The organism is Methylophaga sp., from assembly GCF_965655755.1.
Classification (GTDB): Bacteria; Pseudomonadota; Gammaproteobacteria; order Nitrosococcales; family Methylophagaceae; genus Methylophaga.
Genome location: NZ_CBFHHW010000010.1, coordinates 1 through 14,995 on the forward strand (window position 1 = coordinate 1; position 14,995 = coordinate 14,995).

16 protein-coding genes, 1 tRNA gene and 1 rRNA gene are annotated in these 14,995 nt (G+C 47.4%); 1 reads left to right on the plus strand and 17 read right to left on the minus strand.

Annotated elements, in window-relative coordinates:
* Positions 1 to 220, minus strand: a 16S ribosomal RNA gene (locus ACTF5U_RS05065); the annotation flags it as partial.
* Between the two features lie 637 nt (positions 221 to 857).
* A tRNA-Lys gene (locus tag ACTF5U_RS05070) sits at positions 858 to 933 on the minus strand.
* Positions 934 to 1,017: 84 nt separating this feature from the next.
* Between ACTF5U_RS05070 and ACTF5U_RS05075 the strand changes: the two genes are divergently transcribed.
* Positions 1,018 to 1,311, plus strand: coding sequence for a hypothetical protein (locus tag ACTF5U_RS05075; protein ID WP_438970556.1), 294 nt, complete (start codon positions 1,018 to 1,020; stop codon positions 1,309 to 1,311).
* On the opposite strand, the gene queC is transcribed toward ACTF5U_RS05075, so the two are convergent.
* The 15 genes from queC to glnE all read right to left on the minus strand — a co-directional run bounded on the left by queC (position 1,302) and on the right by glnE (position 14,749).
* Positions 1,302 to 1,973: a 7-cyano-7-deazaguanine synthase QueC gene (queC, locus tag ACTF5U_RS05080; RefSeq protein ID WP_438970557.1), complete on the minus strand. Its 672-nt coding sequence runs from the start codon at positions 1,971 to 1,973 to the stop codon at positions 1,302 to 1,304. The two genes, ACTF5U_RS05075 and queC, sit on opposite strands and share 10 nt — an antisense overlap.
* Entirely contained in the window at positions 1,970 to 2,611 is a 642-nt protein-coding gene (queE, locus tag ACTF5U_RS05085) for a 7-carboxy-7-deazaguanine synthase QueE (RefSeq protein WP_438970558.1), read from the minus strand. Before queE ends, queC begins: the two co-directional genes overlap by 4 nt.
* 21 nt (positions 2,612 to 2,632) lie before the next feature.
* Positions 2,633 to 3,442, minus strand: coding sequence for a tol-pal system protein YbgF (ybgF, locus tag ACTF5U_RS05090; RefSeq protein WP_438970559.1), 810 nt, complete (start codon positions 3,440 to 3,442; stop codon positions 2,633 to 2,635).
* A 2-nt stretch (positions 3,443 to 3,444) separates the two neighbouring features.
* The gene (gene pal / locus ACTF5U_RS05095) at positions 3,445 to 4,011 is read right to left on the minus strand and encodes a peptidoglycan-associated lipoprotein Pal (protein ID WP_438970560.1); all 567 of its coding nucleotides are present in this window, start codon (positions 4,009 to 4,011) and stop codon (positions 3,445 to 3,447) included.
* A gap of 18 nt (positions 4,012 to 4,029) precedes the next feature.
* On the minus strand, positions 4,030 to 5,328 hold the full coding sequence (tolB, locus tag ACTF5U_RS05100; RefSeq protein ID WP_438970561.1) for a Tol-Pal system beta propeller repeat protein TolB: 1,299 nt from the start codon (positions 5,326 to 5,328) through the stop codon (positions 4,030 to 4,032).
* Positions 5,329 to 5,340: 12 nt separating this feature from the next.
* Positions 5,341 to 6,432: a cell envelope integrity protein TolA gene (gene tolA, locus ACTF5U_RS05105; RefSeq protein WP_438970562.1), complete on the minus strand. Its 1,092-nt coding sequence runs from the start codon at positions 6,430 to 6,432 to the stop codon at positions 5,341 to 5,343.
* Positions 6,433 to 6,438: 6 nt separating this feature from the next.
* Entirely contained in the window at positions 6,439 to 6,906 is a 468-nt protein-coding gene (gene tolR / locus ACTF5U_RS05110; protein ID WP_438970563.1) for a protein TolR, read from the minus strand.
* A gap of 14 nt (positions 6,907 to 6,920) precedes the next feature.
* On the minus strand, positions 6,921 to 7,589 hold the full coding sequence (gene tolQ, locus ACTF5U_RS05115; RefSeq protein WP_438970564.1) for a protein TolQ: 669 nt from the start codon (positions 7,587 to 7,589) through the stop codon (positions 6,921 to 6,923).
* Positions 7,579 to 7,983, minus strand: a complete 405-nt coding sequence (gene ybgC / locus ACTF5U_RS05120; protein ID WP_438970565.1) for a tol-pal system-associated acyl-CoA thioesterase — start codon at positions 7,981 to 7,983, stop codon at positions 7,579 to 7,581. Before ybgC ends, tolQ begins: the two co-directional genes overlap by 11 nt.
* 3 nt (positions 7,984 to 7,986) lie before the next feature.
* A complete protein-coding gene (gene ruvB, locus ACTF5U_RS05125; protein WP_438970566.1) occupies positions 7,987 to 9,003 on the minus strand; it encodes a Holliday junction branch migration DNA helicase RuvB in 1,017 nt (338 codons plus the stop codon).
* Between the two features lie 2 nt (positions 9,004 to 9,005).
* Positions 9,006 to 9,602: a Holliday junction branch migration protein RuvA gene (ruvA, locus tag ACTF5U_RS05130; RefSeq protein ID WP_438970567.1), complete on the minus strand. Its 597-nt coding sequence runs from the start codon at positions 9,600 to 9,602 to the stop codon at positions 9,006 to 9,008.
* Positions 9,599 to 10,138: a crossover junction endodeoxyribonuclease RuvC gene (ruvC, locus tag ACTF5U_RS05135; protein ID WP_438970568.1), complete on the minus strand. Its 540-nt coding sequence runs from the start codon at positions 10,136 to 10,138 to the stop codon at positions 9,599 to 9,601. Before ruvC ends, ruvA begins: the two co-directional genes overlap by 4 nt.
* Positions 10,139 to 10,149: 11 nt before the next feature.
* Entirely contained in the window at positions 10,150 to 10,899 is a 750-nt protein-coding gene (locus ACTF5U_RS05140; protein WP_438970569.1) for a YebC/PmpR family DNA-binding transcriptional regulator, read from the minus strand.
* 65 nt (positions 10,900 to 10,964) lie between these two features.
* The gene (locus ACTF5U_RS05145) at positions 10,965 to 11,897 is read right to left on the minus strand and encodes a branched-chain amino acid transaminase (protein ID WP_438970570.1); all 933 of its coding nucleotides are present in this window, start codon (positions 11,895 to 11,897) and stop codon (positions 10,965 to 10,967) included.
* A gap of 38 nt (positions 11,898 to 11,935) precedes the next feature.
* On the minus strand, positions 11,936 to 14,749 hold the full coding sequence (glnE, locus tag ACTF5U_RS05150; RefSeq protein ID WP_438970571.1) for a bifunctional [glutamate--ammonia ligase]-adenylyl-L-tyrosine phosphorylase/[glutamate--ammonia-ligase] adenylyltransferase: 2,814 nt from the start codon (positions 14,747 to 14,749) through the stop codon (positions 11,936 to 11,938).
* Positions 14,750 to 14,995 lie beyond the last annotated feature (246 nt).

Below are 14,995 nucleotides of genomic sequence, written 5' to 3' on the forward strand. Positions count from 1 at the left end.
AGCGTGAGGCCCCGAAAGGTCCCCCACTTTCCTCCGTAGAGCGTATGCGGTATTAGCAGTCGTTTCCAACTGTTGTCCCCCACTGTCAGGCAGATCCCTATACATTACTCACCCGTCCGCCACTAATCCAAAACAGCAAGCTGTTTCTTCATCGTTCGACTTGCATGTGTTAGGCATGCCGCCAGCGTTCAATCTGAGCCATGATCAAACTCTTCAGTTTAATTTAGCTTGTAACTTTATAAGACAAAGTTACCAAATCTTGATTGACGTTGAACATATGAATGTCCTACGTCAGGTTTTCTAGCAACCTAACGCAAGCACCCACACAAATTACTTGATACCATTTTTTTAAAGAGCGTTTGCTGCAAACTCGTGCAGCAAAGAAGCGAGAATTATACAGCTCTTCGCCGGGCTGTCAACCGTAACATTCAGAAAAAAGCTACTCTAATATGCTGGTTGTTTTTCGGTTAATTAGGCTGTTTGAAACAGACCTCATCAACTAAGGCTGCGCATGTTACGTCACAGCCGGAAGCATTGCAATAGCTAATTTTCAGCGTTGTCATCATTTTGTCACATCCTCCATGATAAATGACAAGCTCAATAATGACTTAGGCCGTATCAAAAAGTTGAATTTTATCTACTGGAGAGGGGTAATCGTAAGCGTTGTGAGTTTGTTCACAGAATGCTTTGATTATTTCCGCAATCATTCTGATGATGTATATAGCTTAATCGCTGCTATTTATGGACGACGATGGATTCAATTAAGGAGGAAGTTGTAGAGAATAATGCTAGGTGAAGGGTGTGATGGTACCAGATACGAAAAAGGGCTATGCTACTAGCATAACCCTCTTGATTCGTGGTGGGCCGTCCGCGACTCGAACGCGGGACCATCGGATTAAAAGTCCGGTGCTCTACCAACTGAGCTAACGGCCCAAACCAAGCGCGATATAATACCGTATTCAGACTAAATAACAACCCCTAAGGCATAATTTATTCAAATTAATTGGCGAGGCAAACATGGCTGTTATACCTAAACCGGATCACCCCACTTTCACTACTGCATTAAATAACGCAGAACTGCTTCGTGAAACAGGAAACGATCACCATCATATCGGCCATGCTCTCCTGTACCTAGAAGAGCGGAGTCGCTTACTTGAAGCGGTGGCCATTGCCTCTGAAGCTTACATACGTTTCGGTGAAGACGCCCAACTACATACTAATCTAGTAAAAGCCTTGCAGGCTTTAGAAGACTATGAACGCGAAGCTATCCCTGACGAAGCTTTACCAGTGATGGGACTCGATCAAGTCTGATAAAGCGTCGGATCGTCGATATTGGCCTGTTCGAAACCTTGTTTGCGGAAGCGGCAGGAATCACATTGGCCACAGGCTCGGCCATACTCATCCGCTTTGTAGCAGGAAATTGTCTGACCATAATCGACACCGAGCTCGATGCCTTTTTTAATGATCGCTTTCTTAGTCAGATCAATAAGCGGTGTTTCGATACTGAGTTTTGAGCCTTCCACCCCTGTTTTGGTTGCCAGGTTGGCCATTTTTTCAAAGGCGGCAATATACTCTGGACGACAATCAGGGTAACCGGAGTAATCCACGGCATTCACACCGACAAAAATCGCTTCTGCCTTTAAGACTTCGGCCCAGCCAAGCGCGATTGACATAAACACCGTATTACGTGCGGGCACATAGGTAATAGGAATACCTTCTTCATGTTGCTCTGGCACATCAATACTGTTGTCGGTTAATGCTGAACCACCAATCGCTGTCAGATCAATGTTGATAACTTTATGTTCAATCGCTCCCATCGATTGGGCCAGTTTTGCCGATGCTTTTAGCTCAGCCCGATGTCGCTGCCCATAATCAAAGCTGATCGTGTAACAGTCATACCCCTCACTCTTGGCAATGGCTAAAACGGTTGCCGAGTCCAGACCACCGGATAATAAAATCACTGCACGTTTCATCGGCCTTGCTCATCTCCCCACAGGTATTTATGTAATTGCAGTTGCATCCTCACGGGTAAGTTGTCGGCAACTATCCAATCCGCCAAATCGGCAGGTGTTAACTCACCATGAATCGGCGAGAACAACACTTCACATCGTTTATCCAGTTGGTAATCTGCCAGCGTCTTACATGCCCAATCATAGTCTTCGCGGTGACAGATAACGAACTTGAGCTGGTCTTTGGATTCGAGCAAAGCAATATTGTCGTAACGGTTCTTGCTTTCTTCACCTGAACCGGGGGTTTTGAGATCCATAACTCGAATCACGCGGGGATCAACCTTACTGATATCCATTGCGCCGCTGGTCTCAATTGAGACTTCGACGCCTAAATCGCACAATGCTGTTAATAATGGAATGCAGTTAGGCTGAGCTAACGGTTCGCCACCTGTGACACATACATATCGAGGCATATACGCTGCGACTTGTTCAACAATATCGCTGATATCCATCTTTTGGCCACCGTAAAACGCGTATTCGGTATCACAATAACCACAGCGCAACGGACAACCCGTCAATCTTACAAAAACAGTGGGCAAGCCCACGGTTCTGGACTCGCCCTGTAAAGAATAAAAAATTTCGGTAATGCGACACTGCGCCATGTTGTTTTCCCGGCTCAGCGCTTAGCGTGATGCTTGGTTGATACGATCCAATCTGACCTTAGCAAGTTTTGCCGCTGAGCTATCAGGATATTGTTCGATGACTTGATTCAATGTGTTGATCGCACGCTGGGTATTACCCATTTCGTCTTCACTAAAGCCTCGTTTGAGCAATGCATCAGCCACTTTGGTGCTCGATGGATATTGATCAATCACAATTTGAAATAAAGCGGCCGCATCTGAAAATTCACGCAACACGTATTTGGCTTCACCCTGCCAGTAGTAGGCATTAGGCAAATAAATACTGCCGGGATATTGCTCAGGAAAAGTCTGTAAAGCTGAAACAGCCTCTTCATACTGACCACTGCGAAGGGTTTGCAGTGCTGACTGATAAGCGGCTTCACCATTCTCAACCGATGCTGGCGCTGATTCATTCACTTCAGGCTGGCTCGGCTCAGCCACCTCAGCTGAACCATTCGTTATTGGCTCATCAGGATTAGCCGGAGTATTAGATATAGTAGATTCTACTGGCGCAGGCACCTGAGTTTGATTTTGTAAACGCTCATCCAGATCGATATACATCTCTCGCTGGCGTTTTTGCATTTGCTCAAGTTCATATCTTAGCGATTCATTTTCACCATTCAGACGTTTGACCTCATTTTGCAACTGATCAACACGTGTGATGAGATTCATCAATCCCTGACCCTGGATAATTCGTTCCAATCTTTCAACTCGTGGCTGGAGCGGCTCCGCCTCTTCTGCCCAGCTTATGCCGGGCAGAGTAGCGGCCAGAATCACGGCACTTACAATTTTTCTTTTGCCGTTTAACTGCATTTTTATCGACCTATATAGATAAGTTCAACACGACGGTTTTGTGACCAGGCGTATTCACTACTTCCTTCTTCTGCAGGACGCTCTTCACCAAAACTAGTGACCTGGAATTGGTCAATGCTTGCACCTTGCAACATCAGAATTTGACGAATTGATAATGCACGACGTTCACCCAAGGCAAGGTTGTACTCACGCGAACCACGCTCATCAGTATGACCTTCCAGACGCACTGTCAGATTGGGATTCTTAGCAAGATAGGCACCATGAGCCTGTAAGGTTTCCTGATCTTCTACTCGAACTGACGCACTGTCATATTCGAAGTAAACCACACGATTAGACAGCGGACTTGAAGGATCATTAAGTTCGTTACCCGCATATTGATCTTCACCAACGACGACTTTCGTTTCAGCACCCATGTCTTCACCATCAGCACCTTGGCCATCGACACCCGCAGTCTCTGCGCTGAGATCGTCAACAGCGACATCGCCTTCCATTCCTTTTTCAGGTGAAGAACTACACGCTGCCAACCAAAGCATTGGCAATAAAACAGCAAAAAGTTTCAACATCTTCATTTAATAACTCCTATCGGATTAATTTCTAAAAGGCGACCATGCCGGCTCACGTACTGCACTACCTGATTCACCCAAACGTTGTTTGATTCGACCATCAACGGATACTGCCGCCAATATACCTCGACCTTTTTGCTGGGTAGCATACAATATCATGCGACCGTTCGGCGCAAAGCTCGGAGATTCATCACCAGTGGTATCAGTTAAGACTTGCACTGTGCCAGATTGCAGATCCTGAACGGCAATATGAAATTGACCATTAACGGTGTGTACCATCGCCATTTTTTGGCCGTCTGGAGAAATGTCTGCAGAAGCATTATAACCACCCTCGTAAGTCACTCGCTCAGCGCGACCACCAGAAGCATCCACTCTATAAATTTGTGGGCGACCACCGCGGTCTGATGTAAACAGAATCTCACGACCATTGGGCATCCATACCGCTTCGGTATCAATTGCCTGAGAATTATGCGTGACGCGAGATAGTTTGCCTGATGCCAATTCCATAACATAGATTTCAGGGTTACCATTCTTAGACAGCGTCAGAGCCAGTTTCTTACCATCTGGCGACCAGGCCGGTGCCGTGTTCAGACCATCAAAGGATGCGACGGAATTACGGCGACCACTGCTCAATTGCTGCACAAACACCTCTGCTTTGCCATTTTCAAATGACACATAGGTCAATTGATTACCATCCGGCGCCCAGTTCGGTGACAAAATTGGTTGAGTAGATTGAAGTACTGTACGTGGGTTAGCACCATCGGCATCAGAGACCTGAAGAGCAAACCGTTTGCTGCCGTCTGCATTTTTCATTTCAGTCACAAATGCCAGACGAGTCGAAAATACGCCTTTCTCACCAGTCAATGTCTCATAAACGATATCCGCAATCTGATGGCCCAGATTACGCAGTCCAGATGCCGGTACCTGATAGCGTTTGCCCACCAGCTGTTCGGCTTTATAAACATCATAAAGCTGGAATTGAACCTGATAGGTTTCACCATCCTGACTGCTGACTTTCCCAATCAACAAACCTTCTGAACGCAATAACCGCCAGTCAGCAAAGTTAATCTGTTCCGTTTCATGTGGTTGCGACACCAAATCTCGCTTTTCCAGTGGTGCAAAGCGGCCACTGCTCGCAAGATCATTACTGACAATATCTGAAATATTTTCGGGTGGCGCAATACCTTCTGTGCCAAAAGGCACAATAGCAATAGGCAATGCAGCTTCAGAACCACCGGTTATCTCGATGGTGAGCAATGCATGTGCCGACCATGGCAGCAGAGCCATCAGTAGCGCGATTGTTTTTAAACAATGTTTTAACATCGCCTGTGTCCTCTATTCTGGTTTAAAGATGAATTGAAAATCCCGTAGGGCCTCAGCAGCCTTAGGATCTGAAGGTTGTGGTAATGGTGCCGCTTTGTACACCGCATTTTCAGCAGATCGATCAAAAACGGGATTACCACTACTCTTTACAATTGTCACATTCCGGACATCGCCACCGGGCAATAAGGTCACGCGAATAGTACATTGAAGCCCGCTTTGGGTGTTAACTGGCCTTGTCCAGAAGCGTTTGACGCGCTGTTGAATTTGAAATGAATAGTTATCAACAATACCCCTAATACGAATAGCCTCACGTTCGTCTTGCTCTTGTTGTAACTGTCTTTGCAGCTCAGCCTCAGCTGCTTTACGTTCTGCCTCTTCTGCTTCACGTTTAGCCTGTTCAGCCGCCAGTTTACGTTCTTCTTCCGCTTTTCTTGCTTCTTCTTCTGCCTTACGCTTAGCTTCTTCAGCGCGTTTTGCTTCTTCTTCTGCCTGACGTTTACGTGCTTCTTCTGCCTTGCGTTCAGCCTCTGCCTTAGCTTTGGCCGCTTCCTGTTCTCTGCGCTCAGCTTCCGCTTTGGCTTTAGCAGCCTCTTCCGCTTTACGTTTTTCTTCTGCCGCAATACGTTCCTGCTCGGCTTTTTGTTTACGCTGTTCTTCTAGCTTGCGCTGCTTTTCAGCTTGCTGACGTTTTTCTTCTTCCAGCTCGCGCTGCTTTTCAAGCTCTTTGATACGTTGTTGTTCTTTTTCAGCTTCCTGTTTGCGACGCTCTTTTTCAAGCATAGCGCGCTGTTCCATATCCTGGGCTTCTTGCTCTTTTTGCTCTAATGCTTTTTGTGCTTCTTCCAGCTTTTCATCAATTTTACGCTGACGTTCGGCTTCCGCATCTCGCTCTTTCTTCTCAAGCTCTTCCAGTTTTGCCACCTCTTGATCGACCAGATCCTGATCCAGCATTTTGGCTTGAACGATTTCAACATCCTCTGAGTTGGCTAATTTGCGTGGCGAGGAATTAAAGTCCATGCCCACAATAAATAAAGCCAGAATAAGGATGTGCAGCAAAAACGAGTAGCTGCCAGCGAGGAAGTTTTCAACGAAAGTCTTTTTCATACGGTTTTAGTTATCGTTATTCTCCGCCGCATCAGGCTGGTCCGGACGTTGTGTAAGCAATCCCACGCTGGGCGCACCCGCTTGTTGCAAGTAAGCCATTGCCGTCACGACATAACCATAGCTGACCGCATTATCGCCTTTGACCATAACCGGTGTCTTTGGGTTACGTCTCAATACCGCCGCAGTTTTTGCCATTAACTCACGTGCCCCGATCGGTTGATCCTGATTATCACCTATAGATACGTAAAAATTACCGTCCGCATCGACAGATACAACCAGAGGTTCCGTATTCTCATCGGGCATTTCAACCGGGTTTGCATCGGCCTTAGGCAGGTCCACCTGCACACCCTGAGTTAACAACGGCGCCGTCACCATAAAGATAATAAGCAATACCAGCATGACGTCAATGTAGGGAACCACATTGATTTCGCCCATCGGCTTGCGACGTTGTCGTACCTTTTTATATACAGCCATCGTTAACCCCGCGGTTAATCCTGTTGACGCTGCAAGATAGAAGAGAATTCTTCCAAGAAGGTATCGTAGCGGTTAATCAATCGTTCCACTTCGTGCGAATAGCGGTTGTAGGCAATAACCGCAGGGATTGCAGCAAACAGACCCATCGCGGTTGCAATCAATGCTTCTGCAATCCCGGGGGCTACCATTGCCAGCGTTGCATGCTGCACATTACCCAAAGCCCGGAATGAATTCATGATACCCCAGACCGTACCAAACAGACCGATGTACGGACTGGTCGAACCTGCCGTAGCAAGAAAGGGTAGGGACGTTTCCAGCTGGTCGATTTCTCTTGCCAGCGATATACGCATGACGCGTTGCGATCCCTCGAGCACATAATCACTACTTTTCGGCGATTTTTTCAGCCGGACAAACTCTTTGAAGCCCACTTCAAAAATACCTTCCATGCCACGACTTGCGTGAGGCCGGGAAGAGATATCTTCGTATAGTCGATTAAGCTCATTACCGGACCAGAACTTGTCTTCAAATGCATCCGCATCGCGTTTGGCTTGCGCCAGTTCACTACGCTTGCGAAAGATTATTAACCAAGAGTAAAACGAGATCAGCAGTAATATCAACATCACCAGCTTAACCAGTAAGCTCGCTTCAGATATTAGCGTGATAATCGAAAGATCAGCAGTCACTATGCATCTCCGTCAGGATAGAATTAGGTATGGATTTGGGACGAAAGGACTCGGCGTCGAGACACGCAATTCTGACTGATGCCTCACACAACAGTTCCTCGCCACGATAGATATTTTGTTCAAACTGCATACTAGCACCCGATGCTTTGTCTAAACGTGATCGAATCAACAAAGCGTCATTAAAACGTGCAGGAAGCTTGTACGTCACCTGCATGGAATGCACGGCAAACAGAAGCTGGTACTCGGACCGAATCGTGTCTTGCTCAAATCCCAGAGCCCGTAACCATTCTGTTCTGGCACGCTCCATAAAGTTTAAATAATTCGAATGATACACGACACCACCGCTATCGGTATCTTCATAATAGACACGAATAGGCCAATCAAACGCACGCATCAGTCAGTCCCCATCTAAAGCCAGGTCAGGTGACAGTCCTAAATGCAGCCAGGCACGTTTTGTAGCAACCCTGCCACGCGGTGTGCGCATAATAAATCCTTCCTGGATCAGGAATGGTTCAATCACATCCTCAATGGTGCCACGCTCTTCTCCTATCGCAGCAGCGAGGTTATCAAGGCCCACCGGCCCTCCTTCAAACTTTTCAATAATCGACAACAGGAATTTGCGATCCAGCATATCAAACCCATAGTTATCGACATCCAGCAGGTCCAGCGCCTGGCGTGCAATTTCTGCGGTCACTTCACCATCAAACTTCACTTCTGCATAGTCACGTACGCGGCGTAACAGTCGGTTAGCAATACGGGGTGTGCCACGTGAACGACGGGCAATTTCATTGGCTCCGCTCTGTTCCAGTTTGACGTTCAGAATGCCGGCACTACGTTGCACGATGATGCTGAGATCGACAACATTATAAAACTCCAGTCGCTGCACAATACCAAACCGGTCTCGCAGTGGTGAAGTCAGTGAACCGGCCCGGGTGGTTGCTCCCACCAAAGTAAAAGGCTCTAAATCGAGCTTGATTGAACGTGCTGCGGGACCTTCACCGATCATAATGTCGATTTGATAATCTTCCATCGCCGGATAAAGCACTTCTTCCACCACCGGACTTAAACGGTGAATCTCATCCACAAACAGCACATCATTGGGCTCAAGATTGGTTAATAATGCAGCCAAATCACCGGGCCGCTCCAGAACAGGCCCTGACGTTTGTTTGAGATTCACGCCCATTTCGTTGGCAATAATATTTGCCAGCGTGGTTTTACCCAGACCGGGCGGACCAAAGATCAAAGTGTGATCCAATGCCTCTTGGCGCTTTCTGGCAGCGGAGACAAATAGCTCCATCTGCTCACGAACAATCGGCTGACCGATGTAATCATCGAGGGTGATAGGACGAATTGCTCTATCGATACGCTCTTCGTCATTGGTCGACTGGGGAGAAATAAAGCGCTCTTCTTCCATGCCTAATTTCTCTGTAAGGCTTGACGGATAAGTTGTTCTGTACTCATGCCTTCACTATCAAAGCTGCGCAGCATTTTATCGGCTTCAGCGGGTTTATAACCTAATGCGACTAAGGCTTCCACAGCTTCATTTTTAGCGCCGGCTGCGGGCTGAACTTTATCTGTGACAATTGAATCCAGCCCCATAGCAGAGCTGACCTCTTTCAACCTGTCACGCATTTCAACGATGAGCCTTTCAGCAGTTTTTTTGCCAACCCCCGGCAGACGGGTCAAACTCGCGGTATCTCCTTCCTGCACACTTCGGGCGAAGGTATCGACATCACTACCGGATAGAATCGTCAGTGCCAGTTTGGCTCCGACCCCATTCACCTTGAGTAAACTACGGAATAAGAGGCGTTCACGCTCTGTTGCAAACGCATAGAGCAATTGCGCATCTTCACGAACGACCATATGGGTGAACAAAGTAATTTCGTCGTTGACTGGTGGCAGCGAAAAGAAAGTTGACATCGGCGCAGAGAGTTCATAACCCACACCCTGTACATCTAACACCAGTTCAGGTGGCTGTTTTTCTAAAATGATGCCCCGTAAACGTCCAATCATCTACTATAGCGTCCTCCACGACGGCTTGTGCGCATGCCTTCAGGCAATTTACGCTGGGTGCTGTTACCGATAGATGCATAATTAGCGTGCGTTAAAGCACAAGCTAATGCATCGGCCGCATCTTCTTCCGGTAATTCCGGTAAGTTCAGAATCACAGACATCATATACTGGACTTGATCTTTTTTCGCGTGACCGTTGCCGACCACCGCTTTTTTAATTTGTGTCGCCGAGTATTCCGCTACCGTCATATTTTTACTCACGGCTGCACAGATAGCAGCGCCGCGAGCCTGGCCCAATTTCAACGCTGAATCAGCATTTTTATGCAGAAAGACCTTTTCTATTGCCATCATTTCCGGTTGATAACGATCAATCAAGTCTGTCAGACCCTCAAAAATCTGACGCAGCCGGTCTGCGAACTCACCGTCACCTACCATTAAACGGCCATTGATCACATGCTTTACTTTCTTACCATCCAGTTCGATAATGCCAAAACCGGTTTTTCGGGAGCCTGGATCAATACCTAAAATGCGCGGCATAGTTCAGGCCATCAGCTATCCAGCTGAGCCATCACCTCATCAGAGAAATCAGCATTCGAATACACTTCCTGTACATCATCCAACTCTTCAAATGCTTCGATCAGACCAATTGTTTTTTTGGCTTCATCGACATCCAGACTAACTGTGGTATCCGGGTGCATGGTTACCTGTGAAGAGTCAGCTTCAAGTCCTGCCTCGTCCAGAGCATCTTTGACCGCAGAATAGTCTTCCGGTGCGGTGAATACATCGATACTGCCATCGTCGTTGGTCACGATATCTTCAGCACCGGCCTCTAGTGCAGCCTCCATCACAGTTTCCTCTTCAATCCCTGCTGGCAACGTGATAATCCCTTTTTGATTAAACAGGAAAGCAACACAACCGTCTGTACCCATATTACCGCCACGTTTTGTAAAGACATTACGTACGGCCGCTACCGTGCGGTTTTTGTTATCGGTCATACAATCCACCATGATGGCGGTGCCGTTAGGACCATAGCCTTCGTAGCGAATCTCTTCGTAGTTAACGCCTTCCAGTTCACCGGCACCACGCTTACTGGCACGTTCAATGACATCTTTGGTCATATTGCTGCCCAGCGCTTTATCAATTGCTGCCCGCAAACGTGGGTTAGTTGCGGGATCGCTGCCGCCCATGCGTGCTGAAACCGTAATCTCGCGGATCAGCTTGGTGAAGAGTTTGCCGCGCTTAGCATCCTGCGCGCCTTTTCGATGCTGAATATTTGCCCACTTACTATGACCTGCCATTGTTCTTGCCTACCTCAATATTTGGTTCTAGCCAGATTGAGCTCTGACTTTATTATAAAATCGGATTAGCCGACCAGTGTGTTCCAGTTCTGGTATACCTCACTGCGACCTAGCACCTGATCGAAATACATTGATTGCAACTTTTCAGTAATCGGACCGCGGATGCCATCTCCGATAGGACGGTTATCCAACTCACGAATCGGTGTGACCTCTGCCGCTGTACCGGTGAAGAAAGCTTCATCAGCAATGTAGACTTCATCACGGGTGATACGTTTTTCAACCACTTTCAGCCCGATATCACGAGCCAGTGTCATTACCGTATCACGCGTAATCCCTTCCAGCGCCGATGTCAGCTCAGGGGTATACAGAACACCATCACGAATCATAAAGAAGTTTTCTCCACTGCCTTCGCACACAAATCCCTGCGCATCCAATAATAAAGCCTCATCATAACCGCAGCTGACAGCTTCCTGCAGCGCCATCATTGAGTTCATATAGTTACCGTTGGCCTTGGCTTTACACATAGTGATATTAACGTGGTGACGGGTGAACGAGGACGTTTTGATACGGATACCCTTGGTCATATTTTCTTCACCCAGGTAAGCACCCCAGCTCCATGCCGCGACCATGACATGCACATTCAGATTATCAGCACGGATGCCCATGCCTTCTGAACCATAGAAGCACATCGGTCTGATATAAGCTGATTCGAGGTTGTTTTCACGTACGGCTGTTCTTTGGGCTTCGTTCAGGGTTTCTTTATCAAAAGGCATCCCCATACCCAGAATTTTGGCACTACGAAATAAGCGATCGGTGTGCTCTTGTAAGCGGAAGATTGCAGTACCTTTATCAGTGTTATAGGCTCGCACCCCTTCAAATACGCCCATGCCGTAGTGAAGAGTATGAGTCAGGACGTGTACTTTTGCTTCACGCCACGGCACTAACTCGCCGTCCAGCCAGATAACGCCATCACGATCTGCCATTGTTGCTGCTACCATATGCTTAATTCCAAGTCTGTCTGTTAATTCAAATCCGATCAGGTGTCGCCTAACCAGCGTTGCCAAATTTGTTTTACTTGCTGAGGATAATCCGCCACTACTGAAGTGGGAACAAGCGCTGGTTTTTCCTGCAAAACGCAGTGATTCGCTTCGCTACGGTACAGACGATAAGCGTCTGCCAGCATGTCACCTTCATCCTTTTCCAGCTTACCGGTCTCAACCAGTGCTTCCAAAATCCGGATATTATCCGTGTAAACCAGCAGTTCAGGCAAGTTTGCTGACCAAGCCAGCACTGCATATTGCACCATAAATTCAATATCGGTGATACCGCCCTTACCTTGTTTGAGATCAAACAGTTGGCTATCGCTCTTATCTAGCTGGCCCCGCATTTTAGCGCGCATATCTTTAACCTGCTCTGCCAGCCCATCCAATTCACGCTTTCCGCTGAGTACCTGTTTACGAACATTACTCACTTTTTGCGCAAGCGCTTTATCACCTACAACGCAGCGGGCCCGAACCAAAGCCTGATGTTCCCAGGTCCAGGCCTCGTTGTTCTGATACTCCGCAAAACCACTTAAAGGACTGACTAATAAACCCGAGGCACCACTGGGTCTGAGTCGCATATCAACTTCATACAATAGGCCTCCCGGCGTGACAGTGCTCAATAGATGAATCATTCTTTGAGCCAGTCGTGTATAGAAAACCATTAACTCAACCGGTTTATCTCCGTCTGTAAGACCTTTTTGTTCATCATCAAAGACAAACACCAGATCCAAATCCGAACCGTATCCAAGTTCCAAACCACCCAACTTGCCATAGGCCAAAATAGTAAAACCACACAATGTCGGATCATCACCCTGTGCTATGGGCGGATAACCGTGGCGCTCGACCAGATGTGTCCAGGCTATGTGCCATACTCTTTCCAGTTGAATTTCTGCCAGCTCTGTCAGCTGGTCGCCAACCCGCATTAAAGGTAAAACCTCTGTGACATCCGCTGCCGCCACATGCAGGGTAGCAATCTGACGAAATTCACGTAGTCGGTTCATGATCTGTTCAAGATCGTCCTCATCTACTGATGCCAGAAATTGATCAAGTAAGGCTTTTTGTTGCTCACGTTCAGGGACTTCATACAAAGAACGGGGGTCGAGTAACTCATCAAGCAACACTGGATAGCGTGCCAACTGAGTACTGATAAGCGGACTGGCTGAACACAGTTTTACTAACTGCGATAAAGCAAGTGGGTTTTCCACTAAGAGAGACATATACGCACTGCGGCGCATGATCGACTCTACCAATGGCATCAGTCTAGGCAATGTTTCATCAGCATTGTCGACACTGGCTGCTGCCTGAACAAGCAAAGGAAGAAGACGTTCCAGTCGTTTACGGCCAGTCTGTGTCAGATTTTTGCAGATATGTAAGTCGAGTAATTTATCCAAAACCGCAAGACAAGCTTGCGGCTCGTTGTAATCACATTCTTCCAGATAAGCCAGCTTTTCTTCTGAACTGGCATTGAGCAGTGAAATATTGTTTGTTGCTGCATCATCCTCTGCCTGAGGCGCGGCCAGAAGTTGATCAAAATGCTCATGTACTTGCTGTCTGAATTGAAACAAGGTGGCTGAAAAGGTCTCCCAGTTGTCATAGCCCATACTCACGGCCAGCCGATGGCGAGCATCGTCTTCCTGAGGCAAGACGTGTGTTTGTTGATCGGCCCAAGCCTGAATACGATGCTCTGTCCGACGTAAAAAATCATATGCCTGTTTGAGCTCATTGACGGCATAATCAGACAATAAATTGCGTTCTGCCAGCAAGTCCAGAATCGTTAATATCGGTCTTTGCTGCAAAGGTTTATCCCGTCCACCATAGATGAGTTGAAACACCTGACCGACAAATTCAATTTCCCTAATTCCTCCGGCACCGAGCTTGATATTATCTTCCATGCCTCTGCGATGTAATTGCCCGGCAATCATACTTTTCATTTCACGCAGCGAGTCGAACATGCCGTAATCGAGGTAACGTCTATACACAAAAGGCCGCAGCATGTCTGAAAGTTGTTGTTTCGATACTTCAGTCCCGGTAATGGCGCGGGCTTTGATCATGGCGTAGCGTTCCCATTCCCGCCCCTGTGTCTGGTAGTACTCTTCCATCGCATCAAAACTGGAAACTAACGCACCACTCTCACCAAAAGGCCGAAGCCGCATATCCACTCGGAACACAAAACCATCAACCGTCTGGTTATCCAGCGCTTGAACTAATTTCCGACCAAGGCGGATGAAAAACTCCTCATTACTGAGCGTTCGTCTTCCATCTCGCGTTTCCCCCTCTTCAGGGTAGGTAAAGATTAGATCAATATCTGAGGAGAGGTTGAGCTCACCGGCACCGAGCTTCCCCATCCCCAACACCAGAAGAAACTGTTCATTACCCTCCTCATCGCAGGGGGTACCGTTGATCTTTTTTTGCCACTCATGCAACAACGCCAGACTTTGTTGAATGCAGACATCCGCCAGAGCTGACAGATCTTGGATAGTCTCTGCCAGATTGGCCCAACCGGCTAAATCTCGCCAGATAATACGTACCATCTGCTGTTGGCGAAAAAGTCGTAATTGGCGCTGGAGTGATTCTTCGTCCGCTACTTCAGCAAGCATCTTAGCCAAGTGCTGCTCAAAGTCCTCGAACGCGAGAACCCGGTTGATCATGCCTGAGTCGAGTAATGACTCGGCCTGCTGCGGTTGACGTTCAGCCCAATCCATCACAAAGTGACTTGCCGACAATACGGACAATGCTGACTCATTTAACTCAGGATAAGACGATAGTAATGCTTGCCAATTGTCGGGCATCACAAGGGGGTCGTTCATACAGACTCCATCAGATTAACGTTATAGTGATGACTACTGTACCGTAAGCCAGACACAGACCAAACTTGATGTGCATCACACGTTTCATTCTTTGCGTCTTATTTTTGTCTAATATTTCACAATAAGCTCTTTTTGCTACTGCACTAAAAAAAACTATTTGTTACGGTAGATGTTATGGTTCATCTAGCTGCACACAATAATGAGCTGATGTGCACACTTTGTACTTTTCTTGAAATAAGGAGTTTC

Coding starts and splice junctions, on each gene's coding strand:
- ACTF5U_RS05075 (WP_438970556.1), top strand. CDS start 1,018: ATGGCTGTTATACCTAAACCGGATCACCCCACTTTCACTACTGCATTA.
- queC (WP_438970557.1), bottom strand. CDS start 1,973: ATGAAACGTGCAGTGATTTTATTATCCGGTGGTCTGGACTCGGCAACC.
- queE (WP_438970558.1), bottom strand. CDS start 2,611: ATGGCGCAGTGTCGCATTACCGAAATTTTTTATTCTTTACAGGGCGAG.
- ybgF (WP_438970559.1), bottom strand. CDS start 3,442: ATGCAGTTAAACGGCAAAAGAAAAATTGTAAGTGCCGTGATTCTGGCC.
- pal (WP_438970560.1), bottom strand. CDS start 4,011: ATGAAGATGTTGAAACTTTTTGCTGTTTTATTGCCAATGCTTTGGTTG.
- tolB (WP_438970561.1), bottom strand. CDS start 5,328: ATGTTAAAACATTGTTTAAAAACAATCGCGCTACTGATGGCTCTGCTG.
- tolA (WP_438970562.1), bottom strand. CDS start 6,432: ATGAAAAAGACTTTCGTTGAAAACTTCCTCGCTGGCAGCTACTCGTTT.
- tolR (WP_438970563.1), bottom strand. CDS start 6,906: ATGGCTGTATATAAAAAGGTACGACAACGTCGCAAGCCGATGGGCGAA.
- ybgC (WP_438970565.1), bottom strand. CDS start 7,983: ATGCGTGCGTTTGATTGGCCTATTCGTGTCTATTATGAAGATACCGAT.
- ruvB (WP_438970566.1), bottom strand. CDS start 9,003: ATGGAAGAAGAGCGCTTTATTTCTCCCCAGTCGACCAATGACGAAGAG.
- ruvA (WP_438970567.1), bottom strand. CDS start 9,602: ATGATTGGACGTTTACGGGGCATCATTTTAGAAAAACAGCCACCTGAA.
- ruvC (WP_438970568.1), bottom strand. CDS start 10,138: ATGCCGCGCATTTTAGGTATTGATCCAGGCTCCCGAAAAACCGGTTTT.
- ACTF5U_RS05140 (WP_438970569.1), bottom strand. CDS start 10,899: ATGGCAGGTCATAGTAAGTGGGCAAATATTCAGCATCGAAAAGGCGCG.
- ACTF5U_RS05145 (WP_438970570.1), bottom strand. CDS start 11,897: ATGGTAGCAGCAACAATGGCAGATCGTGATGGCGTTATCTGGCTGGAC.
- glnE (WP_438970571.1), bottom strand. CDS start 14,749: ATGAACGACCCCCTTGTGATGCCCGACAATTGGCAAGCATTACTATCG.